This window comes from Streptomyces sp. NPDC029216 (assembly GCF_040648015.1).
In the GTDB taxonomy this organism is placed as follows: Bacteria; Actinomycetota; Actinomycetes; order Streptomycetales; family Streptomycetaceae; genus Streptomyces.
Window position 1 is genome coordinate 21,556 of record NZ_JBEZWL010000020.1, and the last position, 25,719, is coordinate 47,274.

A 25,719-nucleotide genomic window follows, 5' to 3' on the forward strand; every position below is an offset into this window, starting at 1 on the left:
CCGCCGGCCGACCCCCTCACGGGCGTCCTGGGTCCAGGGGCTGAAGGGCACTTCGCAGGAGCAGCTCACCGACCGGCTCCGCACGCAAGGCGTCGACATGGCCCGTACGTGGTCCCGTACGCGGAACATCCAGGAGTCGTCCCGGCAGAAGCTGCTCGCCGATGTCGAGCACAGCGAACGCATCGCCTTCCAGGAGATCGAGCCCTGATCGGCCGGTTCGGTGGTGGGGGTGGCCGCCGTGATGCGGTCCGGGCGGAAGCCGCGCCCGTGTAGGGGGTTCCGGCGGCGGTCACGCCCCTGCCGACGCGGCGCCCCGCCGGTGGAGCCAGGCGAGCGCCGTCCGCGCCGACCGCCGCAGCCGGGACGGACCCACGAAGGGCACCCGCATCACAACCAGGGCGAAGACGGACTGGCCCATGACGAGGATCGGCAGGATCGGGAAGAAGAAGATCAGCCAGCAGACCGGGAGGAACAGGAGCCCGGCCAGCCGGCCCCGGAATTCCATGCCGGTCCGGGGGCTGGCCAGCCCGTAGACGAAGCTGAGCAGGACGGACGGGGCCCCGAAGACCAGGAGGGCGGCCGGGAGGCCCGACATGAGGCTGAACGACACCGACGCGCTCGCGGCCGACCAGGTAATGGTGAACGTGACGGCGTAGCGGATCACGAGGTCGACGAGCCTCAGCCCGATGGTCCCCAGGTTCTTCCACGGCGCGTTCTCTTCCACGGCCAACTCCCCCTCGTGGCATGCCTGATGGGGCGGTGCGCCAGAGCGGTGCCCGCTGCGTGACAGCCTGCCAGATTCGTTGAACGTGTTCAATTGTGGGTTGGGGGACGGGAGGGCTATACGCGGGCTGCGATGGCCCGGGCGCAGTCGAGGGGCTCGGTGTGGGTGGTGTCGATCTCCAGGTCGTAGGCCACCCCCCGGTGGACCGCCTCCGCCTGGGCGGCCGCCATGCCGGAGGGGCGGTCGCCACGGGCGATCTCGCGGGCCGCCGCGACCGCCGGATCGCACCGGACGCCGACCCACAGGACGCGCAGGCCGTCCAGGGCCTGCCGCCAGCGCTGCTGGGAGGCGGGGCCGCCGAGGAAGACGTCGTCCACGACGATCCGGGCCCCGGCGCGGGCCATGGCGGCGATGCCGTCGGCCCAGGCGGCGTCGAGCGTACGGAACTGCTCGCCGACGGCCACCTCACCGTCCGGGCTGAACGCGATCCCGTCGGCGCCGGCGTCCCGCAGGGAGGGCGGCATGGCGTCGACCAGCGTGTCCACGCCGAAGGCCAGCCAGGGGTCCGGCAGGACGGATTGCAGGCAGCGGACGATGCCGGACTTACCGGAACTCGACCCGCCGTTGAGGACGATCACCTGAGTCGTGGACATCGGGGCAGCCTAGCCATCGCCCTTGGTCAGCGCACTGCGGTAAGGCCAGGCCGGGTCCGGCCTAGCCGATGAGCGCGAGGAGGCGGCCCACCGCGTCCGCGACGGGCTGGCCCACCGCGCCGACGGCGGCGGCGATCTGGGCGACGCGGGCCAGGACGAGGCCGCGCTCGCGCAGGGTGCCGGGGTCCGGGGTGAGCTCGGGTAGGGCCTGCGCGACGGTCCGGTCCTGGTCCGGGGTGAGGTGCCGGCGCAGGTCTCCGAGGAGGCGGACGAGTTCCTCGACGGCCGCCTGGAGCTCGGCGGCCCGGGCGGGGGCGCCGACGGTGCCGTAGTTGATGCCGACGTTGCCCGTCCCGTCGTTCATGTTGACCACGGGCCCGTAGTAGTTCGAGTTCGACGAGCTGTCGTTGTCGCTCACAGCCTGATCCCCGTGTTCCCCCCGCCGCCGTTCATGTTGACGACGGGACCGAAGTGGTTCGTGTTGTTGCTGGTGAACTGGTTGACGACCGCGGTGAACTCGGCCTCCGGGTGGTTGATCGCGTACACGATCTGTGCGGCGATCTGCCGCAGCTCGTCCATGTTCGGCAGGGTCACGACCACCCGGGAACCCCCGGCCGTCTCGATGGCCAGCACCGGCTTCGACCAGGCGAACAGGGTGATGACGACGGCGAGGACGAGGGCGCCCAGGAGGACGCGGCCCTCGAAGTCGCCGTTGCCCGCGATGCGGATGCCGCCTCCTCCGCTCGTGGCGGTGAGGAAGGCGTAGACCACGAAGGCGACGGCCATCCAGATCAGGGAGCGGAGGAAGATCTTCCACCGGTTGGGCTTGAGCCTGAAGGCGTCGACCCAGGTGATGTTGTGCAGCGGGATGGCCGCCGAGCCCACCCACAGCATGCGGCGACGCACCTGGATGACCAGCCTGCCCCCCTCCGTGGCCGGCGGCAGCTCCGGCAGGGGCGGTGCGGACCGTGGCCGGCGCGGCGGCTGCGTTGGTGGTGGTGGCGGCGGTGCTCCGTGGCCTTCCGTGGAATCCATGCGCTCCCCCGTGGTCTCGTCACTCCGACCCGTACAGCGGCGGAGCACCATTAAGCGCTCGCGGGTGCCCGGGAGGCAGATGAGATGCAGCCAATTCGCCGCTCTGGCCGGGATTCGCCCCCCAGACGCGGGCCCGCTACGAGCGGGGCTCGGTGAGCAGCTCCGCCAGCCGGTCGACGAATGCGGTGAGCCAGTCCAGCCGTGGGCCGCTGCGGGCGATGCGGAAGCCGTGGCGGCGACCCCACAGCGCCGCCTGGACGGCATGGAACTGGGCCCATCGTGCGACGCGTTCACGGTCGAGTTCCGCCGCTTCGGCGAACACGTCCAGGACGCGGTGGACCGCCTTGCGCGGGTCGTCCGCGTCGATGAGCGCCAACGCGCGTGACTTCAGCAGCGTGCCACCGTCGTAGGCGGGGTCCCCCACGTAGCCCTTGGGGTCGACGGCCAGCCACGGCTCGCGGTCGGCGCGCAGGATGTTGCGGGCGTGGAGGTCGCCGTGGACGAGGGTGTCGGGCTGGGTGCGGCCCAGCTCGCGGACGGTCGCCACGGCGGTGTCCAGGACCCCGCGCGACAGGGCGGGCGCCAGCTCCCGGGCGTCCTCGCGCAGCCGCTCCTCCCAGGCGTCGGCCTGCTCGCGGAGCCGGGGCAGGCCGGGCGGTGCGGGGACGGCCAGGCGGCGGTTGAGGCGCCCGGCGACCGTCACCACCTCGTCGCCGTCCTCGACCTCCGCCACGGTGGACGTCCGGGCCCGCTCCAGCAGCATCCCGAACCGCTCGTCGTCGCGCTCCAGCAGGCGGACGGCGCCGCGGCCGCGCCAGGCGGCGAACGCGTCCGGCTCGTGCACGTTGCCGGGGTGCGGAAACGACACCTTCAGCACGGCGGCGGCCCCGGTGTCCCCGGCGGGCTGCCGTTGCCGCTGCCGCCGTACGGGGACGATGACGCCGACGCCGCCGTGCATGACCGCGCCGTCCGGCGCGCAGTCCCAGCGGGCGAGCAGCCCCTCCACGATCCCGGGCAGCTCGGCGAGCCAGCGCTCCCCGGCCTCGCCCTCACGCTCGACGGTGCCGCGTACGAACTCCTCCGGCGGTGCGATCATCCCGTCACCCTAGCGTCGGCGGCTGCGGCACCGCCGTTCTGCTAGCCGGCCGCGCCGCGGGGGAAGGTGATCTCCACGCGGCGGTTCTTCTTGCGGCCTTCCTCCGTGCCGTTGTCGGCGATCGGGTAGTCCTCGCTGTAGCCGCGGACGTCGTAGGTGACGCCGGGGTTGGTGACGGTCTTGGCGAGCTCCGCCTGGACGGCGTCGGCGCGCTGCTTGGAGAGTTCCTTGCCGTGTTCGTAGCTGCCCTGGTCGTCGGTGAAGCCGAAGACGCGGATGCGGGTGGCCTTCTGGGTGTTGATCTCCTGCGCGATGGCCTGGATGCGGGCCGCGGCCTGGGCGTTGAAGACGGCGCTGTTCTCGGGGAAGAGGACCTCGGACTGGAGGGCCATCATGACGTTCTGATTGGTCTCCTGCCGCCGCTGCTCACCGCCGAGGTCTTCGACGACCTCGGCGATGTCGAGGACCTTGATGGGGGCGAGGGTCCCGCCCTGGGGGATCTTCAGGCCGGGGGCGTTGGAGTCGATGGGCACGGGCGCGGCGGGCGAGGGCTCGGTACCGGGTGGTACGGAGGGCTTGGGCTCGTCGGCGTAGGCGGCGGTGGCGCCGAGGAGATGGGTACCGGCGATGACGAGGCCGGCGACGGCTGTCGCGGCGGAGACGCGGTGGCGGCGTTTGGTCATGGGGTCACCCGGAGATCTTGACGGTGGCCGGAGCGAAGGTGGGCAGGTTGAACTCGACCTCGCTTGTCGAGGACGGCGGCGTCGGGAACTGGGCGAAGAAGGGAATCGCCTGACCTGCGTCGACACTCGACACCCCGGTCGTGCACAGGCATCGGGACTCCGTGTCCCTCAGCACGTAATAACGCTTCTTGCCGGCCTTGTCGACCAGCGTCGCGCCGGCCACGGACTCCCCCGTCCCCTTCAGCTCGATCCCGCGCCAGGCCACGGTGTCCTTGAAGGAGGTGCTGCCCGTGTTCTTGAGCTGGCCGCTGACCGTGAGGAAGCCGCCCGGGTCCCTCTGCACGGAGTTGATCTCCAGCACCATGCCCTCTTGCCCTTTGAGGGTGGCGATGACCACCGCTGGTGCAGAACTCTGTCCCTTGCCCGGCGAGGGGGCCTGAGCACCGGCGTTCTGCGACTGCGGCTGCGATGGCTTCGATGCGCCCTTCGCGTCGTCACCGCCGTCGCCGCCGCACCCGGCTGCGGTGAGGGCCAAGAGCGCCGCAACCACGACCGCCGCTCCCCCACGCACCTTTGCCATGTGCCGAATGCCCATCTATGACGCTTCCTTGTCTCTTGTTCCTCGTCAGTCGACGAGACGCACGCTGAAGAGCTCCCTGCCCAGGTCGCGGAGGGAGCCCGGCTTCATCGGGTCGAGTGTGATCGGGTCGCCCTTGTCGCAGGTGAAGGTGATCGCGGGAGCCGCTGACGCGGTCGGCGTGGGTGCCGGCGTGCTTCCTCCGGCAGGCACGGTGGGCGTGGGGCCTGGAAGGGCCACCTCGCCCAGGTGGCACTTCGACTCGACCAAAGCCGTGGCCGTCGCCGTTCCATGCATGCCGCCGGTGCCCGGAATCACCGAATCGCCGACCGTGCGATTGCCCTCCACCGTCACGGTGAACTTCGGCGGTGACGCCTCGCACTGCGCCTTCGCATCATTGCGGGCCGCGAAGACGTCAGCCTGGGCGCAGGCGCCGTTCGCCTTGAGATGGTCCGCGTCGACGATCTTCGCCCAGTCCTCGGGCTTCAGCGCGGCGAGGTCGAGGCCGAACAGGACCCGGTCCCGGGCCTCTCTGCCGGCCGCCAGGGCAGCGGCGTCCGCCGCGCCCTGCGCGTCGCTGCGGGTCACGGCCGCCTGGCCGATGACGAAGAGAGCGAGCGCGGCAAAGAGCAGGCCCGCCACCATGACGATGTAGAACGGAAAGGCTTGCCCTCGGTCCGGCGACGACCGCAGGCGCTCCGTCATCACCCGGCTTTGATGTTCGTGACGGCCTCCTTGATGCGCTTGGTGATCTCCGAGCCGATGCCGGAGCCGACGATCGCGCCGATGATCACCACGACCACCAGGATGATGCCCAGGTACTCGAACGCGGTCTGCCCCCGGTCGAGGTTCGTGTACCGCTTGCGGAGCCGGGACACCGCCGTGTCCGTCCAGCCGGTCAGGCGGATCTTCGCCTCGACCGATGCCTTCAGCAGCGAGTTGTGTGACATGGGGGTTCCCTCCCGGGCCGTTGCCGCTGTTGATTTGCGGACCGTACGGCGAGTGACGAGAGGTAACCAAGGGTCCCGGGGCCCAATTACGGACCCACTGCGCACCGCGTCTACCCACGTCCACTCACCCCCGGACGGGCGGTTCCCAGCCAGCGGGCTATCGCTTCGCTGCGGGTCGTGCTCTGGAGCTTGGCGAAGATGCGGTTGATGTGGTTCTTCACCGTCTTCTCGCTGATGAAGCACGCCGCCGCGATCTGCTGGTTGCTCATCCCGGACGCGATGAGGTCCATGATCTCCACCTCCCGCGAACTCAAGCCGAAAAGCACCGAGTTGTGCAGCCGCTCCGGAGACTGTGCCACAGTCCGTTGCGGCTGCGAAGAGGTGCGGAGGTTCGCGAGGAGGGCGCCGGCGGCCGTTGGCGTGAAGTGGGGGCGGCCCTCGCGGACGTCGTGGACCGCCCTGACCAGGTCGTCCGGCGTGAACTCGCCGTGGACCAGGTAGCCGCCCGCGCCCAGCAGGAGCGATTCCCGGACGATTTCCGACTCCTGGCTGTACGTCAGCATCAGGACCGGCGCCAGTCGCACCAGGTGCGGCAGGGCCGAGATGCCGTCGACGCCCGGCATGCGGACGTCCAGCAGGATCACGTCCGGGGCGTGCCGCCGGGTCAGGCTGAGGGCTTCGTGGCCGTCCGAGGCCTGGGCGACCACCGTGATGTCGCCCGCCGCCGCCAGGAGGGCGGCCAGGCCGGCGCGGACGACCGGGTTGTCGTCGGCGATCAGGACGCGGAGGCCGGGCATCAGGGGCCGCCTTCCAGGGGGAGGGTCAGGTGGACCTGGGTGCCCCGGCCCGTCGGGTGGGGGCCGATGCGGAGGTGGGCTCCGATGGCCCCGGCCCGTTCCCGCATGCCGCGGAGCCCGTAGCGGCCCGGGGCGGACGCCCCGCCGGGGGGAAGGCCCCGGCCGTCGTCGCTGATGTCGAGGGTGAGGGCCGTGGCGGTGGTCGTCGCCGTCAGGGACACGTGGCTCGCGCGCGCGTGCCGCCGGGCGTTCTCCAGGGCCTCCGAAGCCACGGAGAGGAGGTGGTGGGTGACCGGGGCGGGGAGCGGGGGCAGGGGGTCCGGGGTGTGGACGGTCGCGTCCGGTCCGGCCAGGCGGTGGAGTTCCGCGGCCAGGGAGGTCCGCGGGGGCTCGCGCAGGTCGGTGAGGAGGGCCCGGGATTCCGTCACCGCGCGGCGGGCCGCCGACGCCAGGAGGGCGGACTGCCGGCGGATCACGGCCGGGTCCTCGGCGAGGGTCAGGGCGTCGGCCGTCAGGGCCAGGCCGTGGAGGGTCTTGGCCACCGAGTCGTGCATCTCCCGGGCCAGGCGGTCCCGTTCGGCGCGGACCGCCTCCGCCACCGCCAGCTGCGCCCGGGCCTCCGTGAGCCGGATCAGGAAGTCGCGGACCGAGGAGCCCGCCGCCCCCGACAGCACGCACAGCAGGGACAGCACCAGGCCCCCGCCCAGCGCCGCCACCACCGCCGTCTGCAGCGCCGCGTACACCGCCGAGCCCCGCCAGCCGTAGACCAGCCCCGCCAGCAGCGGGGTCCCGAGGGCCACCAGGCCCAGGGGGCTGGAGGGGGTGGCCGTGATGAGCAGGAGGGTGCCCAGGGCCATGTCCGCCGCCAGCAGCCAGCGGTGGTGCAGGAGCAGGGGGCCGCAGCGCTCCCAGTCGCGGTAGAGGACGTACGAGAGCATGAAGGTGAGCAGGAGCGCGCCGCCGACCGCGCAGGTCGGGATCCCGGGTGCGGTGCGGCCGAGGGCCAGCGGGGCGCCCAGCGGGATCATCACCAGGCGGAGGGCGAAGACCTGGCGGCACAGGGCCTGCAGGGCGTTCGCCCGCAGGCGCAGCGGGGAACCGGCGGGGGGTGCCGGCGCCCGGAGGGCCGTGGTCAGGACCGCCATCGCTCAGCCACCGCCCAGCAGGGCGCCGAAGTCCACGTTCGCTCCGTAGACGAACCCGCACACCAGCAGGATCAGGGTCCCCGGCAGCATGAACATGGTCACCGCGAAGGTGGCCTTCGGGACGGCCCGGGCGGCCCGCCGGCGGGCGTTCTGGGCATCCGTGCGGCGCATGTCCTCGGCGATGGCGATCAGGGTGTCCACGATGGGGGAGCCGAGTTCCTCGCCCTGCTGGAGGGCCGTGACGAACTGGGCCACCTGCTCGCTGTCGTTGCGGCGGCGGAGCTCGTCGAAGGCCTGGCGGCGGCTCACGCCCATGTCCATCTGCTGGAGGGTGATGCGGACCTCGTCCGCCCAGGGGCCCTCGTACTTGCCCGCCACCCGCTCCAGGGCCTGCCGGAAGCCCAGCCCCGCGCTGACGACGACCGCGAGGACGTCCAGGAAGTCGGGGAGGGTGCGCTCGATGTCGTCGCGGCGGACCCGGATCGCCGACCACAGGCCCGCCTCGATCCAGAACAGGCCGAAGGCGACCATGAGGAGGGCGACGACCAGCTGGCCGTTGAGCAGCATCGCGAAGGCGCCGAGGCCGCCCAGGAAGCCGTACACCGCGCGCCGGGCCGCGTACCGGTCGATGGTCAGGCCCGCCGGGTTGCCGGCCCGGTCGATCTGGGCGCGCTTGCGCGCGACCCGCTTGGGGCCCATCAGCCGCAGCACCGCCGGCGCCCAGCGGATGCCCAGCCGGTCCACGACCGAGCCGACGGCCGTCGTACGGGACGAGCCGACCTCCAGGGCCAGGGCCAGGTCGGTGGGGAGCTCCACGTCGGCGCGGTAGAGGCGGATGCCGTGGAGGACGCCGAAGACCGACAGGGCGGTGGCCACGGCGAGGAGGAGGGGGAGGTAGCTGCTCATGGGTTGCGTCGTCCCCCCTCAGACGTCGATCTTCGACAGGCGGCGGATCAGGACGAAGCCGAGCGTGAACAGGCCGAGGGCGATCACGACCGCCGTCTGGCCGACCAGGGCCCCGGTCATCCGGTCCAGCGCGCCCGGCATCATCATGTCGACCAGCAGCAGCGAGCCCAGGCCGATCGCCGGGACCAGGTAGGCCGTGACCGTGACCTGCGAGAGCTGCGTACGGATCTCCCTGCGCGTCTCCTTGCGCTGCTCCAGGGTGACGACGAGGTTGCGCAGGCTCCCCACGATGGCGCCGCCGGCCCGCGCCGACAGGACCAGGGTGGAGACGAGGACGGTCAGTTCGCGGGACGGGAGCCGTTCGGTGATCTCCCCCAGGGCCTCCTCGATGGAGTGCCCCACCGCGAGCCGGTCCGCGACCCGGGACAGCTCCTCCCCCGCCGGGGCCTCCAGCTCCTCGGCGGCGATCCCGATGGCCGTGCGCAGGGCGAGTCCGGCCTGGGTGGCGTTCGCGAGGATCCGGGCCAGCTCCGGGAGCTGGTTGATGAACCGCTCGGTGCGGCGGGCCCGCTGCCAGCCCAGGAAGGCGTTCGCCGCCCACAGGCCGATCAGGCCGGCGACCGGGCCGAAGAAGGGCGCCAGGAGGGAGGCGGAGACCAGCCATATCCCGGCGACCGCCGTCAGCATGTAGACGAAGAACTCGCCCGGGGTCAGGTCCAGGCCGGTGGTCGCCAGCTTCACCTCGATGCGCCGGCCCAGCCGCGTCCTGCGCAGGCGCCGGTCCACGCCCGGGAAGCGGCGTCCGCGGCCGGCCGTCCGCGGGGCGCCCTCGGCGGCGAGGCGTTCGATGAGGGCGGCGCGCTGGGCGAGGCCCGCCGCGTACGCGTGTACCCCGAGGGAGACGAACAGGCCCGCCAACAGGGTGGCGCCGAGGGTGAGGAGGACGAGGTCGGTCACAGCACGGTCCGGGAGGTGAGCGGGTCGAGGTGGTCCTCCGGCGGGGCGACCCCGAAGGCCTGGGGGATGGGCTGGTTGTTCATGTAGAGGCGCTCCGCGATCCGGCGCGGGAGGGGGGCGTAGGCGAAGTAGCCGTGCACGCGCCCGTCGGCGGCCATGGGCTGGGCGACGTACCGGCAGACCGTGGTGATCCGGAACGGTTCGCGGCCGTGCGAGTCGAGGATGGAGATCTCGGTGACGCGGCGTGAGCCGTCCCCGAAACGGGTGAGCTGGACGATGACGTTGACGGCGCTGTTGATCTGGTCCTGGAGGGCCTCGAAGGGGATCTCCACCTCCGACATGGAGGCGAGCGTCTGGAGGCGCATCAGGGCGTCCTGGGAGCTGTTGGCGTGGACGGTGGCCAGGGAGCCGTCGTGGCCGGTGGACATGGCCTGGAGCATGTCGAGGGTCTCGCCGCCGCGGACCTCGCCGACGATGATGCGGTCGGGGCGCATGCGCAGGGAGTTGCGGACGAGGTCGCGGATGGTGATCTGGCCCTTGCCCTCGACGTTGGGCGGGCGGGATTCGAGGCGGATGACGTGCGCCTGCTGGAGCTGGAGCTCGGCGGAGTCCTCGATGGTGATGACGCGCTCGCCCTCCGGGATCAGGCCGGAGAGGGCGTTGAGAAGGGTGGTCTTCCCGGTGCCCGTGGCGCCGGAGACGATCAGGTTCATCCGCGCCTGGACCATCCCGGACAGCAGGAGCAGCATCTGCTCGTCGAGGGACCCGAGGGCGATCATCTCGTGCAGGGTGAAGGCGCGCGGGAAGCGGCGGATGGTGAGGGTGGCGCCGGTCAGGGAGAGCGGCGGAATGATGACGTTGACGCGCTCACCGCTGGGCAGGCGCGCGTCGACCATCGGATTGGCCTCGTCCACGCGGCGGTTGACGGTGGAGACGATGCGCTCGATGGTCTGCATCAGCTGCTCGTGCGAGGCGAAGCGGATCGGCAGCTGCTCGACCCGGCCGGAGCGCTCGACGAAGATCTGGTCGGGGCCGTTGACCATGATCTCGGAGATGGAGGCGTCTTCGAGGAGGGGTTCGAGCACGCCGAGGCCGAGGGCCTCGTCGACGACGCGGCGGATCAGCTGGGCGCGCTCGGCGGTGGAGAGGACGGGGCCCTCGCGGCTGATGATGTGGCCGAGTACGCGCTCCAGGCGCACCCGGCGCTCGGCGGGCGCGAGCGCGGACATCTCGGCGAGGTCGATCTCCTCCAGCAGCTTGGCGCGGTAGGAGGAGACGAGCCGGCCGTCCTCGCGGGGGCTGTGGCGGTCGTCGGGGGTGCCGACCCGGGAACGCAGGCTCATGGGCTTCCTTGGTTATCCGTGGTGGGACGGAGTCGTTGCCGGGGTGGCAGCGACTGGCGTCCGGTTCGCCTTTCGCACATCACCTCCGCACCGCCTGCGCCCGCGGCGAGTTGCGCACCGGAGTGGATGAACGGACCGGTGAGCTCCTGTCCGCGACCGTGGTCTCCAAGCGCGTCGGCTGGTGCACAGATCTGGTGTCGGGGATGGTCGCGGGACTGCTGGCCAGGCACTGGAACCCAAGTGACGTGGGTAAGCTCGCTGTGTTCGAGCTGGAGGCCGCCCCCCGGACTGCGCGGATGCTGCTGCTGTCCGCCTGTGACGGCCAGCAAGCCACCATCGAACGCGGCGACAACTCCACGCGGGCCCTGCTGCGGCTGCAGCTGCCCACCCGCCCCGACCCGCGCTCCTACCAGGACTGGACGTGGGTGGCCTGCCCCGTTGTGCTGCCGCCGGTGATCCCGGCCGGTGCGGTGCTGCACCTGCCCACCCTTCGCATGCAGGCCGGCCGGGTACGCGCGGATCTGGCCTACACCCACGCCGTTCCCGTGACGCGGCGCACCGGGCACAAGGTCGCGCTCGGAGTGGACCGGGGCCTGAACACTCTCCTGTCCGCTGGGGCTGTCCGGTTGCACGATGACGGCCAGATGAACGCACTCGGCTCCGGCGGCATGTTCCGTGCCGCAGGGGTCTTCGCGAAACAGCAGCGGTTGCGCCGGCACGGTGAGCGCCTGCAGGCCAAGGCCGACCGGCATCAGCGGCTGGTCGACGGCCGTACCCGCCGCGGGGTGCCCGTCGGCGAAGCACTGACCGCCAGACACGCGCAGGTGCGGGAGGAGATCCGGCACGTCTCCGAGTGACGCTCGCATCTCAACGATGCCCTTGCCTGGGCTGCCGCACGCTGGGCGGTGGATCAGGCCGTTGCCGCCGGGGCGAGCGTCATCCATCTCGAAGATCTGCGGTCGATGGAAGCACGCGGCATGGGCCGCACCATGAACACCCGCCTGTCCCAGGCAGTACGGGGCCAGATCGCCGAGCGGATGCGGCACCTCGCCGCCGAGACCGGGATCGCTGTCGTCACCGCTCCCGCCAGGGACACCTCCAGACACTGTCCAAACTGCCTCACGCCGCTGCGACATCGCAAAGCCCCCGACCGGCTCACCACTCCCGGCTGGAAATGGGCGCTGTGCCCCAACCCTGGATGCGGCTACCAGGGCGACCGCGACCACGGCGCGTGGAAGCGCATCGCCGCACGCGGCCTCACCCACCAGGCAAAGACCGTCGTGGAGCGCACCAGCGGCCACCTGGTCATCCGATCCACCATCGACAAGCTTGAAGCCCAGGCAGTCATCACCCCTGGGATCACAACCAGCCGGCCGGACCGGTCGAAGACTGGCCACGTTCACGCCTCCCCGCCGCAGTGGGAAACGATCCCGGACACGATGCCTGACACGGGGTCATTCAGCTGATCAGAGACGCTCATGGGCGGGCTCCGGTCGGGTCGTCGTTGGGCATGACGGCTGTGGCCCTGGCCGGGTCCACGGACAGGCCGGGCACGATCGAGTTGATGGGGATGGTCACGGTGACGGTGACCGCGTCGGCGTCCTTGGCCACCTGCACGCCGGCCGTGAGGCCGCCCCGGACGGCGGCCTGCCCCGCGGCGGCGCCGCCGGAGCCCTTGCGGGCCTCCACGCGGGCCGCCGTACGGGCGGCGGTGTCGGCCTGCTCGTGGACGTACGCGATCCAGCCCAGCTGGATCCCGCACAGCGCGACGAAGAGCAGGATCGGGACGAAGCCGATGTACTCCAGGGCCACCTGGCCCCGGTCGCGGCGCAGCCGCTGCCGGTACCGGTTCATTTCGCCTCCCTCTCCATGGCCGCGCCGCCCGTGCCCGTGATCCGGCCGAAGCTCAGGCCGGGGTAGAAGACCGGGATCTCCAGGCTGACCGTGGCCCTGTACACGTCGCCGGACGGGCCGCATGTGGTCGTGAGGTTCCACGCGCCCCCGATGTGCTCGCCGGCGGCCGTCTGGCAGGCCCCGTCCCCGTGCACCGCCCCCGCCCGGGCCCCCTCGTCGGCCGCGTTCCCGGCCAGGGAGAAGGCGTACCCGATCAGTACGCACTCCCACACCGCCGCCACGAGCAGCAGGATCAGCGGGACCATGCCCACGAACTCCAGGGCCACCTGCCCCCGGTCCCCCCGGAGCGGCCTGCGCGCGGGCACCGTTCAGCCCTCCCGGCCGCGCCGCAGCCGGGCCACCGGGCCCGCGGTGCGGACCGCCAGTGCGGTTCCGGCGGCGGCCGTCGCGGAGGCCTCGGGGGCGGCGGACGACAGCAGGCCGAGTTCCCCCGCCAGCGCCCACAGGGCCTGCTTCACCGTCGAGCGGTTGTCGAGGTCCTGCACCCGGCCCGCGTCCACCACCCCCTGGAGTTCCTTGAAGGCGGCGGGCACCGGGGTGCGGGTGGGCCGGGTCTTGGTGATCTTCTCGATCAGCGAGGGCTGGATCTCGGTGTGCTTGCTCCACCGGTTGACCACCATCGCGGTGTCCTCCGCCTTGCGCACCTGGAGCCGCTCCCACATCCGCACCATCCGCTTGGCCGCCCGTACGGAGACCACGTCCGGGGTGGTGACCAGCACGGCCACGTCCGCCTGTTCCACGGCGGTGGCGTTGGCGCCGGTGACCTGCGTGCCGCAGTCGACGACGACCAGCTCGTAGCGGGCGCGCAGGGCGCTGAGGACCTGGCGGGTGGCCCGTTCGTCGAGCTCCTCGCCCCGCTCGCCGTCCGCCGGCGCCAGCAGCAGGGCCAGGCCGGTGCGGTCCTCGTAGACGGCGTCCTGGAGGACCCGGGGCGAGATGTCCTGGATCCCGGCGAGGTCGGCGATGGAGCGGCGGAACTGGACGTCGAGGTACGAGCCGACGTCCCCGGCCTGGAGGTCGAGGTCCACCAGGGCCGTGCGCCGCCCGGAGGCGGCCGCGGCCAGCGCGAACTGGACGGCGGTGAAGGTGGTGCCCACGCCCCCCTTGGCCCCGGTGACGGTGACGACCCGGCCGCCGGGGCCGGAGAACACCTCGGCGCCCCGGCCCAGGTGGCGGCGGACGCCGGCCGACCACTGGGCGGCGGCGCCGACGCGGGCGGCGAGTTCCTCGTAGTGCAGGGGCAGGCCGACCAGGCCCCGCGCGCCGGAGTCCATGGCGGCGGAGAACACCCCGGGCCCGGCGTCGGAGGAGAGCAGGACCACGCCCACGGCGGGGAAGCGCAGGGCGACCTCGCGGACGAGTTCCAGCGCGGGGACGGGCCCGATCCGCTCGTGGACGAGGACGACCTCGGGGAGTTCGTCGACGGAGTCGGCGGCGAGCCGGCCCAGGGTGTCGAGGAGGGAGGTGGAGTCGGGGACGGGCGGGGCGGGCTCGGCGTCCGGGAGCTGGCTGAGCAGGGCGACGATGGAGCGGGCGGCGTCCGGGTCGCCGGCCGCGGGGAGGATTCGAGTGGTCATCCGCGCCTCACTTGTCCCCGTCGAGGGTGTACGTGCGGTCGGTCGGGCCGGGGGCGGAGTCGGTGCCGGGGGCGACGAGGGCCAGGCGGACGTGCTCCGCGAAGGACTCGGCGTAGGCGACGCGCTGGGTGTCCTTGGTGTTCAGGGCGAAGGTGATCGGGACGGCCTCGGCGGGGCCCTTCTTGTCGTTGTCCTTGTCGAGGGCGGTGAGCTTGCCGACGCCCAGGACGCGGGCGTTGGCGACGATGATCACCGAGCGGGAGGGGTCGGACTCCTTGGCGCCCTTGAAGGTGGCGAGGATGTTGACCTTGGCGCCGGAGGTGATCTTGCCGGCCACGCCGGTGGCGGCGTCGATCATGATGGCGATCTCCTGCTCCCCGGGCTGGAGCTGCGGTTTGTCGACGAACATGTCGCTCTGGAGCAGGGAGCCCTTCTTGAGGGTGGTGAGCGCGATCTTGCCCTGGAGGGCGGCGAGGTCGCTCACGGCGGTGTCGGACAGCCACCGCTTGGGGACCTTGACCTCCTCGAACTGGCCGGCGGACAGGGCGCTGTACGGCGCGATGTCGCCCTTGACGCGGTACGCGACGACCTCGGAGCCGACCTTGGAGTTGACCTCGCCGATCACCACGAGCACCCCGGCGAACGCCGCGAGGGCGCACAGGACGGACAGCAGGAGCAGGATGACGCCGCGGCGCTGGCGTGAGTTCATGGGCCGTACTACCTCGCCGTTCTTCGTTCGTTCGGGCGGTCAGGATCCGGATCTGGTGCGGGTGCCGGAGCGGGCGGCGGGGGCCTCCGGCGGCGGCGCGGCGAGCGGGGCGGCGCAGAAGCCGCAGCGGTCGCCGATGAGCTCGAAGCCGCACCAGCGGCACTGCTCGCGGCGGACCGAGGCGACGAGCTGGTAGAGCACGGACACGTCCGGGATGGCGGCGGCGAACTCGACCAGCTTGGGGGTGGCCCACCAGCGTGCCGAGTCGGCCGGGAGCGGGTTCTCCATGACGCCCTGCACCTTCCAGGCGGGGGCCAGTTCGGCCGCGACCCAGTCGGAGGTGAGCTGTCCGCGGGCGAAGGTGAGGTGGGTGGCGAAGGCGGGGCCGGGTGGCAGTACGCCGGAGTGGGCGGCCGCCGCGGAGGCGCCGAGCTTGGCCAGGTGCGGCTGGGGGTGGGCCAGTACGGCGAACTGGGCGCTCGGCGACCAGGAGCGGGCGTGGGCCTTGAGCCCGACCGGCACCCGGTCCAGTTTGGCGACGCTGCCCAGCAGGGCGCCCGCGTAGACGTAGTGGGACAGCAGCCGGGCGGCGGAGGCCAGCACCCCGGGGCTGAGGTCGCTGACGGTGAGCTGGCGCAGCTGACGGGCCAGCACGGCCGTGCCCAGCGGCGGGAGGTCGATGTCGAGGAGCGCGATCCGGTCGGTCTCCAGGATGGCCCGGACGGTGTGCAGCCGGCGGACGGTGGCCGGGGGCAGCCAGGGCGGTACGAGGGCCACGAGGTGGCCGTGCCGCTCCAGCAGGGCGGCGGTCTCGGCGAGCGCGGCCTCCAGCCCGGCCTCGGCCGGCGGGCGCAGGACGGCGGCGCCGGGGGTGTGCCGGTCGGGGGCGGGCAGCACCAGATCGGCACTGGTGACAGCGATGGCGGTCGGCACGCGAATCCCCCCGTTCACCCTGTACGCGACGGCCGTTCCCCCGGCCTCCACGTACGCGCACGCACCCGCGGGCACGCGCACGACACTGCGCGACCGCAAATACCCGACGCGCCTTCCCCCTTGCCCGAGCACCATATCCGGGTGACCCCGGGCAGGTCAGGGGCTTGATGATTCCTATGCCGGAAGCACATGTCACAGGTGGCGGAAAACCCGGACATCAGGGATCCGATGCCCATTCATTTCAAGCCACTTTGCAAACACCCTTGACACCAGGATTGGTCTGGACCAACTTGGCTGCGCCGGCCCTTGGTTGCGGGAACCCCACTCCCGCTCCCTCCGGGCCCCGTTCGAACTCCCTTCCGCTCCACCCCTTCACTCCCCCCACGGAGCCCACGTGAACCGCATACGCTCCCTCGCCCTGCTGGGCGCCGCCACCCTCACCGCCGGCGGGCTCACCGCCCTCGCCGCGGGCACCGCCCAGGCCGCCGACGTCAACGTCGCCCGCAACGGCGGCTTCGAGTCCGGCCTCGACGGCTGGTCCTGCTCCGGCGGCTCGGGCGCCGTCGTCACCTCGCCCGTCCACACCGGCTCGGGCGCCCTGCGCGCCACACCGGCGGGCCAGGACAACGCACAGTGCGGCCAGACCGTCACGGTCAAGCCGAATTCCACGTACACCCTCAGCACCCAGGTGCAGGGCTCGTACGTCTACCTGGGCGCGACCGGCACCGGCACCCAGGACGTCTCGACCTGGACCCCCGGCTCGGGCGGCGGCTGGCAGAAGCTGTCGACCACCTTCACCACCGGCCCCGACACCACGCGGGTCACCGTCTGGACGCACGGCTGGTACGGCCAGCCGGCCTACCTCGTCGACGAGTTCAGCGTCTTCGGCCCCGACGGGGGCGGCGGCACCGACCCCGGCCCGAGCCTGCCGGGCGCGCCCGCCGGCGCCACGGTTTCCGGCCAGAGCGACAACGCGCTCACCCTTTCGTGGAACGCGGTCAGCGGGGCGAGCGGCTATCACGTCTATCAGGACGGCGTCCGCGTCCAGTCGCCGACGGGCACCTCCACCCTGATCTCCGGGCTCGCCGCGGCCACCTCGTACTCCTTCCAGGTGAGCGCGTACAACGCGGCCGGCGAGGGACCCAAGTCGCCCCCGGTGACCGGCACCACGACGGGCGGCGGGGGCAACCCGAACCCCGACCCGTCCGTGCCGAAGCACGCCCTGACGGGCTACTGGCAGAACTTCAACAACGGCGCGACCGTCCAGAAGCTCTCCGACCTCTCCGCCCAGTACGACATCATCGCCGTCTCCTTCGCCGACGCCACGACCACGCCCGGCGCTATCGCCTTCACCCTCGACTCGGCCGGCCTCGGCGGCTACACCGTCGCGCAGTTCAAGGCGGACGTCGCGGCGAAGAAGGCGGCCGGCAAGTCCGTCATCCTCTCCATCGGCGGCGAGAAGGGCACGATCTCGGTCAATGACGCCACCTCCGCGACGAACCTGGCGAACTCGGCCTGGGCACTGATGCAGGAGTACGGCTTCAGCGGGATCGACATCGACCTGGAGAACGGCCTCAACCCGACGTACATGACCCAGGCACTGCGCGCGCTGGCCGCGAAGGCGGGCCCCTCGCTGGTCCTGACGATGGCCCCGCAGACCATCGACATGCAGTCCACGCAGGGCGGGTACTTCAAGACCGCGCTGGCGGTGAAGGACATCCTCACCGTCGTGAACATGCAGTACTACAACAGCGGCGCGATGAACGGCTGCGACGGCAAGGTCTACACCCAGGGCTCGGTGGACTTCCTGACCGCGCTGGCCTGCATCCAGCTGGAGGGCGGCCTCGACCCCTCGCAGGTGGGCATCGGCGTCCCGGCCTCCCCCAGCGGCGCGGGCAGCGGATACGTCTCGCCGGCCGTCGTGAACAACGCCCTGGACTGCCTGGCACGGGGCACGGGCTGCGGGACCTTCAAGCCGTCGAAGACCTACCCGGGTCTGCGCGGCGCGATGACCTGGTCGACGAACTGGGACGCCAAGGCGGGTAGTACCTGGTCGAACGCGGTGGGTCCGAAGGTCCACGGGCTGCCGTAGGCGGTAGGTGTGTGGGGGTGGCTGATTCGGTCCGGTACGCGTCACCGGATGCACCTGGGGCTATTGACCGGGACATGCCACAAGAGCACGCTGTGCGCGTCCGCACGGCTACCCCCACCTCCCCACCCAGGAGAACGCATGCGGCTCCACACCCGCCGGAGGGCCGCCGTCACGGCCGCCCTGCTGGCGCTCGCGCTCGGCGCACCCGCCTACGGCATGAGCGCGACGGCAGCCCCGCCGCCCACCCCGTCGACGGCCACCCAGGACGAGGCGATCGTCCAGTACGAGATCCAGGGCCCCTCCACGGCCACCGAACGCACCGCCCTGCTGAGCAGCGGCGTCTCGATCGACGAGGTCGACGCCCGCTCGGTCGTGGTCAGCGCGAACCCGGCCCAGGCCAAGGCCCTGCGCGCCCGCGGCTACACCCTGACCGCCCTGGCCGGTCCGCCGGACCGCTCCGAACGGGGTGTCGCGAACCGCCCGATGGACTTCCCGTCGGCGGACTCCAGGTACCACAACTACGCGGAGGCGAGCGCGGAGATCGACCAGCGCATCGCCCAGTACCCCGGGATCATGAGCAAGCAGGTCATCGGGAAGTCGTACCAGGGCCGGGACCTCGTCGCCATCAAGATCAGCGACAACGTCGGCACGGACGAGAACGAGCCCGAGGTGCTCTTCACCGCCCACCAGCACGCCCGCGAGCACCTGACCGTGGAAATGGCCCTGTACCTGCTCAACGAGTTCGGCTCCAAGTACGGCAGCGACTCCCGGATCACCAACATGGTCAACGGCCGCGAGATCTGGGTGATCCCGGACCTCAACCCGGACGGCGGCGAGTACGACATCGCGAGCGGCTCCTACCGCTCGTGGCGCAAGAACCGCCAGCCCAACAGCGGCTCCACGGCCGTGGGCACCGACCTGAACCGCAACTGGGACTACAAGTGGGGCTGCTGCGGCGGCTCCAGCGGCAGCAAGAGCTCCGAGACCTACCGCGGGCCGGCCGCCGCGTCGGCGCCCGAGGTGAAGGTGGTCTCCGACTTCGTGCGCAGCCGGATCGTCGGCGGCAAGCAGCAGATCAAGGCCGCCATCGACTTCCACACGTACAGCGAGCTCGTGCTGTGGCCCTTCGGGTGGACGTACAACGACACCGCGCCGGGGCTGACCGCGGACGACCTCGCGGTGTACAAGAAGATCGGCACGAGCATGGCCGCCAGCAACGGCTACACGCCGGAGCAGTCCAGCGACCTGTACATCACCGACGGCACGATCGACGACTGGCTGTGGGGCGACCAGAAGATCTTCGCCTACACCTTCGAGATGTACCCGTCCGACTCCGGCGGGGGCGGCGGCTTCTACCCGCCCGACGAGGTCATCGACCGCGAGACGGCGCGCAACAAGGACGCGGTGCTGCAGCTGCTGGAGAACGCGGACTGCATGTACCGGTCGATCGGCAAGGAAGCCCAGTACTGCGCGTAGGCGCGGCCGGGTGATCCGGGGCGCCCCACCGCCAGGGGGGCGCCCCCTCGGCCGGTCAGCCGAGCACCGCGAGGGCGTCGATCTCGACGAGCAGGCCTGCGGGCAGGCCGACGTACACCGTGGTGCGGGCGGCGGGGACCTTGACGCCCTGCTCGTCGAAGTACGCGTTGTAGATCTCGTTCATCTCGGCGAAGTGGGCGGTGTCGGTCAGGTAGACGCGGATCATCATCGCGTCGTCCCAGGTCGCGCCGCCGGCCTCCAGGACGGAGCGGACGTTCTCCAGCGTCTGGAGGGTCTGCTCGCGCAGCGTCGGCCCGGCGGTGGTGGGCGGCTGCCCCTCGACGGCGGGCAGGTAGCCGACCTGGCCGGCGACCTGGAGGATGTTGCCCTTGCGCACGCCGTGCGAGAACTTCGCGGGCGGGGCGGGGTGGGACTCGGGGGTGACGGCGGTCTTCTCGCTCACGGGATCCTCTGGTCGGTTCGTGGTCTCCACTCCGGAGTGGGTACCGGAGTCCTCCGGACCGATGGTGTCAGTGGTACGGGGTCCCGGTGGCGACCGTTCGAGCGGTTCGCTAGCCCGTACGACCGGGCTCCCGCTGCCCGACGGGAACCGGGCCGCGTTGACCCCTCGTCGTACCGGGTGTTACACCACAGGCACCACCCGCACCACCAGGAGGCCCCCCATGCCCAGCGACGCAGTCCGCCGGCTCGCCGACGAACCGGTCGACCACCGTTTCAAGGGCCTCCCCCCGGACGCCGAAGCCGCCGGCCTCACCGTCGGGGAACTCGCCGCGCAGGGGCGGGACCTGTACGGCGGCGGGTTCACCACCCCCGTGCTCACCCTCGACGCCGACGCGCTCTCCCACAACCTCACCGTCCTCGGCGAGTACGCCGCCCGCCACCACCTCGCCTTCGCCCCGCACGGCAAGACCTGCATGGCCCCCCAGCTGTTCGAGCGCCAGCTGGAGCACGGCGCCTGGGGCATCACCGCCGCCGTGCCCCACCAGGCCCGCGTCTACCGGGCCTTCGGGATCCAGCGGATCTTCCTCGCCAACGAGCTCGTCGACCCCGCCGCCCTGCGCTGGGTCGCCGCCGAGCTCGCGGCCGACCCCGGCTTCCGGTTCGTCTGCTACGTCGACTCCGTGCGCGGTGTCCGGCTCATGGACCGGGCCCTGCAGGGGCAGCCCGCCCGGATCGACGTCGTCGTCGAGCTCGGCGCCGGCGAGGGCGCCCGCACCGGCGCCCGCAGCGACGACGACTGCCGGGCCGTCGCCGACGCCGTCGCCGCCACCGCCACCCTGCGCCTCGTCGGCATCGCCGGGTACGAGGCCGAGGTGCCCGACGCCGACCCGGAGAAGGTGCACGCCTGGCTGCGCCGGCTCACCGGCCTCGCCGTCGAGTTCGACAAGGGCGGACGGTTCGCGAGCGACGTCGAGGAGATCGTCGTCAGCGCCGGCGGGTCCGCCTGGTTCGACGCCGTCGCCGACGTGTTCGGGGAGCTGCCCGAGCTGTCCCGGCCCGTCCTCAAGCTGCTGCGCTCCGGCGCGTACGTCTCCCACGACCACGGCTGGTACACCCGCCTCACCCCCTTCAACCGGGTCCCGGAGGAGGGCGGGCTGCGCCCCGCGTTCCGGCTCTGGACGCAGGTCGTGTCGCGGCCGTCCCCGACCCAGGCCTTCGTCAACGCCGGCAAGCGCGACATCGCCTACGACCTCGGGCTGCCGGAGGCCGAGCTCGTCCGGGACGCGTTCACCGGCGAGGAGCGGGCCGCCACCGGGGTGCGCGTCGTCAAACTGTCCGACCAGCACGCCTGGCTGGAGACCGACTCCGCCGAGGACGTGCAGGTCGGCGACTGGGTGGCGCTCGGGATGTCGCACCCCTGCACCATCTTCGAGAAGTGGCCGCTCATCCCCGTCGTCAGCGGTGACGGCGCCGTCCGCGAGTACGTGCGGACCTTCTTCTAGGGCGCCGGCCGGGCCATGGACCTCGTCGTACGGGGGGCCCGCGTCGTCGACGGCTCCGGCGCCGGCGCGTACGTCGCCGACGTCGGGGTCCACGAGGGGCGGATCGCCGCCATCGGACGGATCACGGCCGGCGGGCGGCGCACCGTCGACGCCCACGGGCTCGTGCTCGCACCCGGGTTCGTCGACATGCACGCCCACAGCGACCTCGCGCTGCTCCGCGACCCGGACCACAGCGCGAAGGCCGCCCAGGGCGTGACCCTGGAGGTCCTCGGCCAGGACGGGCTGTCGTACGCGCCCGTCGACGACCGGACCCTGGCCCAGGTGCGGACCGCGATCGCCGGATGGAACGGAACCGGGGAGGACGTCGACTTCGACTGGAGGACGGTCGGGGAGTACCTCGACCGGCTGGACCGGGCCCACGGCGGACAGGGGTGCGCCGTGAACGCCGCCTACCTCGTGCCCCAGGGGACCGTACGGGCGTACGCGCTCGGGTGGGAGGACAGGCCGCCCACCCCCGCCGAGGCGGACCTGATGCGGCGGCTGGTCGCCGAGGGGCTCCAGGACGGCGCCGTCGGAATGTCCTCCGGGCTCACCTACACCCCCGGCATGTACGCCTCCGGCACCGAACTCGCCGGGCTGTGCGCCGTCGTGGCCCGCTACGGCGGCTACTACTGCCCGCACCACCGCTCGTACGGCCGCGGCGCCCTCGCCGCCTACGCCGAGATGCTCGCCCTCGCCCGCGAGAGCGGCTGCGCCCTGCACCTCGCGCACGCCACCATGAACTTCCCGGAGAACGCGGGCCGGGCCCCCGAGCTGCTGGCCCTGCTGGACGCGGCGCTCGCCGAAGGGGCCGACGTCACCCTCGACAGCTACCCGTACACCCCCGGCTGCACCACCCTCGCCGCCCTCCTGCCCGGCTGGGCGCACGAGGGCGGGCCCGGGGCGCTGCTGGCCCGGCTGCGCGACGACGCCACCGCCGCACGGATCCGGTACGCGCTGGAGGTGGAGGGGGCCGACGGCTGCCACGGGGTGCCGGTGGACTGGCCGTCGGTCGAGGTGTCGGGGACCGCGGACCCCGCGTGGGCGCACCACGTGGGAAGGCGCCTGGACGGCTGGGAGGCCGCACGCCGGCTCCTGCTGGGCGACCGGCTGGGCACGACCGTCCTCCAGCACGTCGGACACGAGGGGAACGTCCGGGCGATCATGCGCCACCGGGTCCACACCGGCGGCTCGGACGGCATCCTGCACGGCGCGAAGCCGCACCCGAGGGCGTACGGCACCTTCCCGCACTACCTCGGCCACTACGTGCGCGAGCTGGGCGTGCTCTCGCTGGAGGAGTGCGTGGCGCACCTGTCGGGCCGGCCGGCGGCGCGGCTGCGGCTGCCGGACCGGGGGCTGGTGCGCGAGGGCTACCGGGCCGACCTGGTGCTCTTCGATCCGGAGACGGTCGCCGCCGGGTCCACGTACGAGAACCCGCGCGCGCTGCCGGCCGGTATCCCGCACGTGCTGATCGACGGACGGTTCGTCATGCGCGACGGGCGCCGGACGGACGTCCTGGCCGGGCGGTCCGTGCGCAGAACGCCCGTCGGCGGGTAGGGCGTTCGCCCGGGACCTTGGTCCCGGCGGGCCTCCCGTGACCGGCCCATACGATGAACGGCATGGCCGCCTTCGTCCTCCCCGCCCTCTTCTTCCTCGCCCTGTGCGTCAGCGTGTTCAAGGACCGCCGGCGCTTCCGCAACGCGGTGCTGTTCGGGCTGACCTTCGTCACCTTGTCGGCCGCCCTGCTCTTCCAGGTGACGGCGCTCCCGCCGTGGGCGGCCCTGACGATCGTCGCGCTCGCCTTCGCCGCGCCGGCGCTCGGCACGATGGCGATCGGCGGCTTCCTGATAGCCAACGGCGTGACGATGATCCGCAAGGAGGGCCGCCGGCCGGCCAACCTGCTGTCGATGTTCGCGGGGCTCGGGATCTTCGGGATGATCGCGCTGCTGATCGCCGTCCCGATGTTCCACTCCACCCTCCTGACCGGCCTGGCGGCGACCCTCACCGTGGTCGTCGCCTACGTCTCGTTCGTCTTCCTGTGCTTCCTCGGCTACGCCTTCCTCTACGGCCGGATCAAGGTGCGCGGGGACGTCGACCACGTGGTGATGCTGGGCTCCGGGCTGATCGGCGGGGACCGGGTGCCGCCGCTGCTGGCCTCGCGGCTGCGCAAGGGGCAGGAGATCTACGCGGCCCAGGTGGCCCGGGGTTCGCGCCCGCCGGTGCTGCTGGCCTCGGGCGGCAAGGGGTCGGACGAGCGGGTCGCGGAGGCGCGGGCGATGGCGGACTGGCTGATCGCCGAGGGGGTTCCGGCGGAGCACGTCACGCTGGAGGACCGGTCGCGGACCACCGAGGAGAACATGCTGTTCTCGAAGGAGATCATGCTGGCGGACGACCCGGGCTACCGGTGCGTGGTGGTCACCAACAACTTCCACGCCTTCCGGGCGGCGATGATGGCCCGCAAGGCGGGGGTGAACGGGCAGGTCGTGGGCTCGCCGACGGCGCGCTACTTCTGGCCGAGCGCCACCCTGCGCGAGTTCGTCGCGGTGTTCTGGGAGCACCGGAGGGTGAACCTGTCGATCTGCGGGGTGCTGATCGCGATCGGCGCGGCGGTGACGCTCGCGGCCGCCTGAGGCGGCCGGGCCGGGCCCCGGTGTGCGTTCGAGGTGCGTTCTTGGGGAAGGGGCCGGAAGATGGGGGCCTGGGGCACCGTAGGAGGTATCCGATGGAAAGTGAAGCCAGCGAGCAGCCCACCCGGTCGGACCGGCTCTTCACCGGCGGTGAGCGGCCGTACGACCCCGAGGACCTGGTGATGGCGACCGGCCACGACCCGACTCCGGAGCGGGTCGAGAAGGCGCGGAAGCTGATCGAGGAGAAGGGTCTGTCGGTCATCGAGCGCTATCTGCCGTAGCCGTCGGCCGGACGCGCGCTGCTGTGGGCCACGGCCCGGGGTCGCCCCCCGGGCCGTGGCCTGTCCGTGCCCCTCTGCGGAGCGGAGAGGCACGTTTCAGCACGGGAAGGGACCCGGCCCGACATGCGGGGCCGGACTGCCGCATCCAGAATCGATGAAGGCTCGTTAGCCGTAGGGGGGACGCCCTACGGAGGTCAGATGAACAGCGTCGCCGTCGCCGTCGACTGGGAGCACCCCGCGGATCCCCGCCCGGGGCCGCGGCTGGAGCACGTACGGACGTACGTGTCGAGCGGCGGCACGGACGGGCACCTGTGGCACGGGGTCCCCACCCTGCTGCTGACCACCCTCGACCGGGCCTCGGGCCGGGCGGTGCGCACCCCGCTGATCTACGGGCGGGACGAGGGCCGGCTGCTGGTGGTGGCCGCCGGTACGGGCGGGCCGCTCCACCCCGCCTGGTACGGGAACCTCGTCGCGCACCCGGAGGTCCGCGTGCAGGTGGGCCCGGTGGCCTTCGCGGCCTGGGCGCGGACGGCGAGCCCACAGGAGCGGGAGACGTACTGGGAGGCGATGACGGCGCTGTGGCCGCTGTTCGACGACTACCGGGCCACGGCCCGGCCCCGGGAGCTCCCGCTGGTGATCATCGAGGGCTGACCGGGGCGGCGACCGCGTGGTAGGTGCGGCCGGACACGGTGTACTCGCCGAGCGGGACCATGCCGAAGGCGTCCACGTGCACCCGCCAGGACGGGGCGTTGCCCTCCTCGATGAAGGCCACCAGCGCCTGCGCGCGCCCCGCCGCCGCCTCGACGGCCCTCGCGAACAGGCCCCGGGCCACCCCGTGGCCCCGGAAGGCCGCGTCCACCACCACCGGCCCGTACAGCAGCCACGGCACCTCGCTCAGCGGGCGCCCCTGCCAGGCGAGCTCCGCCTGGGCCCGCAGCAGGCCGGTCACCGCCGCCGGCGGGTGGGCCATGTCCGCGGCGACCGACAGCGCGAGGAGTCCGGCGGTCCGGCCCTGCCCGTCGTCGGCCACCAGCAGTTCGCCGGCCGCGGCCATGTCCCGCAGGGTGGCGGCGTCGAAGGTGCCCTGGACGAAGCCCTGCGCGGCGCGCTGCTCCTCGGTCAGGGCGTCGTGGTGGTTGGCGGCGAACAGCCGGGCCAGGGCGGGCGCGTCGGCCTCGGTGGCGTATCGGTAGCGCATGGCGCCGATGCTGCCACGGCGGCCTCGCGGGGGGTCCGCGCCG

General features: G+C 72.4%; 30 protein-coding genes. 9 read left to right on the plus strand and 21 right to left on the minus strand.

All coding sequences use genetic code 11. From position 1 onward, the window contains the following. Nucleotides 1-289: 289 nt before the first annotated feature. The 14 genes from AB0F18_RS10840 to AB0F18_RS10905 all read right to left on the minus strand — a co-directional run bounded on the left by AB0F18_RS10840 (nt 290) and on the right by AB0F18_RS10905 (nt 10,866). Nucleotides 290-724, minus strand: a complete 435-nt coding sequence (locus AB0F18_RS10840; protein WP_362057422.1) for a hypothetical protein — start codon at nt 722-724, stop codon at nt 290-292. A 116-nt stretch (nt 725-840) separates the two neighbouring features. After that, nucleotides 841-1,377 (minus strand): chloramphenicol phosphotransferase CPT, encoded by a 537-nt coding sequence (gene cpt, locus AB0F18_RS10845; protein ID WP_362057425.1) that lies wholly within the window; start codon nt 1,375-1,377, stop codon nt 841-843. 61 nt (nt 1,378-1,438) lie between these two features. Further along, entirely contained in the window at nt 1,439-1,795 is a 357-nt protein-coding gene (locus AB0F18_RS10850) for a hypothetical protein (RefSeq protein WP_362057428.1), read from the minus strand. Further along, nucleotides 1,792-2,283 carry a DUF6232 family protein gene (locus AB0F18_RS10855; protein WP_362057431.1) on the minus strand — a complete coding sequence of 164 codons (492 nt, stop codon included), beginning with the start codon at nt 2,281-2,283 and terminating at the stop codon, nt 1,792-1,794. Before AB0F18_RS10855 ends, AB0F18_RS10850 begins: the two co-directional genes overlap by 4 nt. A gap of 265 nt (nt 2,284-2,548) precedes the next feature. Continuing rightward, a complete protein-coding gene (locus AB0F18_RS10860) occupies nt 2,549-3,508 on the minus strand; it encodes an aminoglycoside phosphotransferase family protein (protein ID WP_362057434.1) in 960 nt (319 codons plus the stop codon). A 41-nt stretch (nt 3,509-3,549) separates the two neighbouring features. Then, nucleotides 3,550-4,191 (minus strand): OmpA family protein, encoded by a 642-nt coding sequence (locus tag AB0F18_RS10865; protein ID WP_362057437.1) that lies wholly within the window; start codon nt 4,189-4,191, stop codon nt 3,550-3,552. Between the two features lie 4 nt (nt 4,192-4,195). After that, nucleotides 4,196-4,786: a hypothetical protein gene (locus AB0F18_RS10870; protein ID WP_362057440.1), complete on the minus strand. Its 591-nt coding sequence runs from the start codon at nt 4,784-4,786 to the stop codon at nt 4,196-4,198. Nucleotides 4,787-4,816: 30 nt separating this feature from the next. After that, the gene (locus AB0F18_RS10875) at nt 4,817-5,473 is read right to left on the minus strand and encodes a pilus assembly protein TadG-related protein (RefSeq protein ID WP_362057443.1); all 657 of its coding nucleotides are present in this window, start codon (nt 5,471-5,473) and stop codon (nt 4,817-4,819) included. Then, complete coding sequence (locus AB0F18_RS10880; RefSeq protein WP_362057446.1) at nt 5,473-5,718, minus strand: hypothetical protein; 246 nt, start codon at nt 5,716-5,718, stop codon at nt 5,473-5,475. The genes AB0F18_RS10875 and AB0F18_RS10880 overlap by 1 nt, the downstream gene beginning before the upstream one ends. Nucleotides 5,719-5,828: 110 nt before the next feature. Then, nucleotides 5,829-6,515: a response regulator transcription factor gene (locus AB0F18_RS10885; protein WP_362057449.1), complete on the minus strand. Its 687-nt coding sequence runs from the start codon at nt 6,513-6,515 to the stop codon at nt 5,829-5,831. Continuing rightward, a complete protein-coding gene (locus tag AB0F18_RS10890; RefSeq protein WP_362057452.1) occupies nt 6,515-7,660 on the minus strand; it encodes a histidine kinase in 1,146 nt (381 codons plus the stop codon). Before AB0F18_RS10890 ends, AB0F18_RS10885 begins: the two co-directional genes overlap by 1 nt. 3 nt (nt 7,661-7,663) lie before the next feature. Further along, nucleotides 7,664-8,566: a DUF5936 domain-containing protein gene (locus AB0F18_RS10895; RefSeq protein ID WP_362057454.1), complete on the minus strand. Its 903-nt coding sequence runs from the start codon at nt 8,564-8,566 to the stop codon at nt 7,664-7,666. An 18-nt stretch (nt 8,567-8,584) separates the two neighbouring features. Next, entirely contained in the window at nt 8,585-9,523 is a 939-nt protein-coding gene (locus tag AB0F18_RS10900; protein ID WP_362057457.1) for a type II secretion system F family protein, read from the minus strand. Beyond that, on the minus strand, nt 9,520-10,866 hold the full coding sequence (locus AB0F18_RS10905) for a CpaF family protein (protein WP_362057460.1): 1,347 nt from the start codon (nt 10,864-10,866) through the stop codon (nt 9,520-9,522). The genes AB0F18_RS10900 and AB0F18_RS10905 overlap by 4 nt, the downstream gene beginning before the upstream one ends. 158 nt (nt 10,867-11,024) lie before the next feature. Here AB0F18_RS10905 and AB0F18_RS10910 point away from each other — a divergent pair, with 158 nt between their 5' ends. Continuing rightward, nucleotides 11,025-11,723 carry a hypothetical protein gene (locus AB0F18_RS10910; protein ID WP_362057463.1) on the plus strand — a complete coding sequence of 233 codons (699 nt, stop codon included), beginning with the start codon at nt 11,025-11,027 and terminating at the stop codon, nt 11,721-11,723. A 48-nt stretch (nt 11,724-11,771) separates the two neighbouring features. Beyond that, on the plus strand, nt 11,772-12,332 hold the full coding sequence (locus tag AB0F18_RS10915; RefSeq protein WP_362057466.1) for a zinc ribbon domain-containing protein: 561 nt from the start codon (nt 11,772-11,774) through the stop codon (nt 12,330-12,332). Nucleotides 12,333-12,342: 10 nt separating this feature from the next. On the opposite strand, the gene AB0F18_RS10920 is transcribed toward AB0F18_RS10915, so the two are convergent. Genes AB0F18_RS10920 through AB0F18_RS10940 form a run of 5 tightly spaced genes read right to left on the minus strand, consistent with a single transcriptional unit; the run spans nt 12,343 to nt 15,999 of the window. Further along, nucleotides 12,343-12,720, minus strand: a complete 378-nt coding sequence (locus tag AB0F18_RS10920; protein ID WP_362057469.1) for a TadE/TadG family type IV pilus assembly protein — start codon at nt 12,718-12,720, stop codon at nt 12,343-12,345. After that, nucleotides 12,717-13,085 carry a TadE family protein gene (locus AB0F18_RS10925; RefSeq protein ID WP_362057472.1) on the minus strand — a complete coding sequence of 123 codons (369 nt, stop codon included), beginning with the start codon at nt 13,083-13,085 and terminating at the stop codon, nt 12,717-12,719. Before AB0F18_RS10925 ends, AB0F18_RS10920 begins: the two co-directional genes overlap by 4 nt. A gap of 3 nt (nt 13,086-13,088) precedes the next feature. Continuing rightward, nucleotides 13,089-14,357: an AAA family ATPase gene (locus AB0F18_RS10930; RefSeq protein ID WP_362057475.1), complete on the minus strand. Its 1,269-nt coding sequence runs from the start codon at nt 14,355-14,357 to the stop codon at nt 13,089-13,091. A gap of 7 nt (nt 14,358-14,364) precedes the next feature. After that, on the minus strand, nt 14,365-15,066 hold the full coding sequence (cpaB, locus tag AB0F18_RS10935; RefSeq protein WP_362057478.1) for a Flp pilus assembly protein CpaB: 702 nt from the start codon (nt 15,064-15,066) through the stop codon (nt 14,365-14,367). A 39-nt stretch (nt 15,067-15,105) separates the two neighbouring features. Next, nucleotides 15,106-15,999: a hypothetical protein gene (locus AB0F18_RS10940; protein WP_362057481.1), complete on the minus strand. Its 894-nt coding sequence runs from the start codon at nt 15,997-15,999 to the stop codon at nt 15,106-15,108. Nucleotides 16,000-16,393: 394 nt separating this feature from the next. Between AB0F18_RS10940 and AB0F18_RS10945 the strand changes: the two genes are divergently transcribed. Together AB0F18_RS10945 and AB0F18_RS10950 are read left to right on the plus strand one after the other, a co-directional pair. Next, nucleotides 16,394-18,091, plus strand: coding sequence for a glycoside hydrolase family 18 protein (locus AB0F18_RS10945; RefSeq protein WP_362057484.1), 1,698 nt, complete (start codon nt 16,394-16,396; stop codon nt 18,089-18,091). A gap of 138 nt (nt 18,092-18,229) precedes the next feature. Further along, complete coding sequence (locus AB0F18_RS10950) at nt 18,230-19,567, plus strand: M14 family metallopeptidase (RefSeq protein ID WP_362057487.1); 1,338 nt, start codon at nt 18,230-18,232, stop codon at nt 19,565-19,567. Nucleotides 19,568-19,622: 55 nt separating this feature from the next. Here AB0F18_RS10950 and AB0F18_RS10955 read toward each other — a convergent pair whose 3' ends face one another. Next, a complete protein-coding gene (locus AB0F18_RS10955) occupies nt 19,623-20,030 on the minus strand; it encodes a RidA family protein (protein WP_362057490.1) in 408 nt (135 codons plus the stop codon). 220 nt (nt 20,031-20,250) lie between these two features. Between AB0F18_RS10955 and AB0F18_RS10960 the strand changes: the two genes are divergently transcribed. The 5 genes from AB0F18_RS10960 (at nt 20,251) to AB0F18_RS10980 (ending at nt 25,129) form a co-directional block, all read left to right on the plus strand. After that, complete coding sequence (locus AB0F18_RS10960) at nt 20,251-21,531, plus strand: alanine racemase (protein WP_362057493.1); 1,281 nt, start codon at nt 20,251-20,253, stop codon at nt 21,529-21,531. Between the two features lie 15 nt (nt 21,532-21,546). Then, nucleotides 21,547-23,127: a D-aminoacylase gene (locus AB0F18_RS10965; protein ID WP_362057496.1), complete on the plus strand. Its 1,581-nt coding sequence runs from the start codon at nt 21,547-21,549 to the stop codon at nt 23,125-23,127. A gap of 62 nt (nt 23,128-23,189) precedes the next feature. Continuing rightward, entirely contained in the window at nt 23,190-24,200 is a 1,011-nt protein-coding gene (locus tag AB0F18_RS10970; RefSeq protein ID WP_362057499.1) for a YdcF family protein, read from the plus strand. A 92-nt stretch (nt 24,201-24,292) separates the two neighbouring features. After that, nucleotides 24,293-24,478 (plus strand): hypothetical protein, encoded by a 186-nt coding sequence (locus AB0F18_RS10975; RefSeq protein ID WP_362057502.1) that lies wholly within the window; start codon nt 24,293-24,295, stop codon nt 24,476-24,478. Nucleotides 24,479-24,676: 198 nt separating this feature from the next. After that, entirely contained in the window at nt 24,677-25,129 is a 453-nt protein-coding gene (locus AB0F18_RS10980; protein WP_362057505.1) for a nitroreductase family deazaflavin-dependent oxidoreductase, read from the plus strand. Here AB0F18_RS10980 and AB0F18_RS10985 read toward each other — a convergent pair. Further along, nucleotides 25,116-25,676 carry a GNAT family N-acetyltransferase gene (locus tag AB0F18_RS10985; protein ID WP_362057508.1) on the minus strand — a complete coding sequence of 187 codons (561 nt, stop codon included), beginning with the start codon at nt 25,674-25,676 and terminating at the stop codon, nt 25,116-25,118. The two genes, AB0F18_RS10980 and AB0F18_RS10985, sit on opposite strands and share 14 nt — an antisense overlap. Nucleotides 25,677-25,719 lie beyond the last annotated feature (43 nt).

What these genes read in the sequence shown, in the direction of transcription:
- cpt (WP_362057425.1), bottom strand. Translation starts at nt 1,377, where the DNA reads ATGTCCACGACTCAGGTGATCGTCCTCAACGGCGGGTCGAGTTCCGGT.
- AB0F18_RS10860 (WP_362057434.1), bottom strand. Translation starts at nt 3,508, where the DNA reads ATGATCGCACCGCCGGAGGAGTTCGTACGCGGCACCGTCGAGCGTGAG.
- AB0F18_RS10865 (WP_362057437.1), bottom strand. Translation starts at nt 4,191, where the DNA reads ATGACCAAACGCCGCCACCGCGTCTCCGCCGCGACAGCCGTCGCCGGC.
- AB0F18_RS10870 (WP_362057440.1), bottom strand. Translation starts at nt 4,786, where the DNA reads ATGGGCATTCGGCACATGGCAAAGGTGCGTGGGGGAGCGGCGGTCGTG.
- AB0F18_RS10875 (WP_362057443.1), bottom strand. Translation starts at nt 5,473, where the DNA reads ATGACGGAGCGCCTGCGGTCGTCGCCGGACCGAGGGCAAGCCTTTCCG.
- AB0F18_RS10880 (WP_362057446.1), bottom strand. Translation starts at nt 5,718, where the DNA reads ATGTCACACAACTCGCTGCTGAAGGCATCGGTCGAGGCGAAGATCCGC.
- AB0F18_RS10885 (WP_362057449.1), bottom strand. Translation starts at nt 6,515, where the DNA reads ATGCCCGGCCTCCGCGTCCTGATCGCCGACGACAACCCGGTCGTCCGC.
- AB0F18_RS10890 (WP_362057452.1), bottom strand. Translation starts at nt 7,660, where the DNA reads ATGGCGGTCCTGACCACGGCCCTCCGGGCGCCGGCACCCCCCGCCGGT.
- AB0F18_RS10895 (WP_362057454.1), bottom strand. Translation starts at nt 8,566, where the DNA reads ATGAGCAGCTACCTCCCCCTCCTCCTCGCCGTGGCCACCGCCCTGTCG.
- AB0F18_RS10905 (WP_362057460.1), bottom strand. Translation starts at nt 10,866, where the DNA reads ATGAGCCTGCGTTCCCGGGTCGGCACCCCCGACGACCGCCACAGCCCC.
- AB0F18_RS10920 (WP_362057469.1), bottom strand. Translation starts at nt 12,720, where the DNA reads ATGAACCGGTACCGGCAGCGGCTGCGCCGCGACCGGGGCCAGGTGGCC.
- AB0F18_RS10930 (WP_362057475.1), bottom strand. Translation starts at nt 14,357, where the DNA reads ATGACCACTCGAATCCTCCCCGCGGCCGGCGACCCGGACGCCGCCCGC.
- cpaB (WP_362057478.1), bottom strand. Translation starts at nt 15,066, where the DNA reads ATGAACTCACGCCAGCGCCGCGGCGTCATCCTGCTCCTGCTGTCCGTC.
- AB0F18_RS10950 (WP_362057487.1), top strand. Translation starts at nt 18,230, where the DNA reads ATGCGGCTCCACACCCGCCGGAGGGCCGCCGTCACGGCCGCCCTGCTG.
- AB0F18_RS10960 (WP_362057493.1), top strand. Translation starts at nt 20,251, where the DNA reads ATGCCCAGCGACGCAGTCCGCCGGCTCGCCGACGAACCGGTCGACCAC.
- AB0F18_RS10965 (WP_362057496.1), top strand. Translation starts at nt 21,547, where the DNA reads ATGGACCTCGTCGTACGGGGGGCCCGCGTCGTCGACGGCTCCGGCGCC.
- AB0F18_RS10970 (WP_362057499.1), top strand. Translation starts at nt 23,190, where the DNA reads ATGGCCGCCTTCGTCCTCCCCGCCCTCTTCTTCCTCGCCCTGTGCGTC.
- AB0F18_RS10975 (WP_362057502.1), top strand. Translation starts at nt 24,293, where the DNA reads ATGGAAAGTGAAGCCAGCGAGCAGCCCACCCGGTCGGACCGGCTCTTC.
- AB0F18_RS10980 (WP_362057505.1), top strand. Translation starts at nt 24,677, where the DNA reads ATGAACAGCGTCGCCGTCGCCGTCGACTGGGAGCACCCCGCGGATCCC.
- AB0F18_RS10985 (WP_362057508.1), bottom strand. Translation starts at nt 25,676, where the DNA reads ATGCGCTACCGATACGCCACCGAGGCCGACGCGCCCGCCCTGGCCCGG.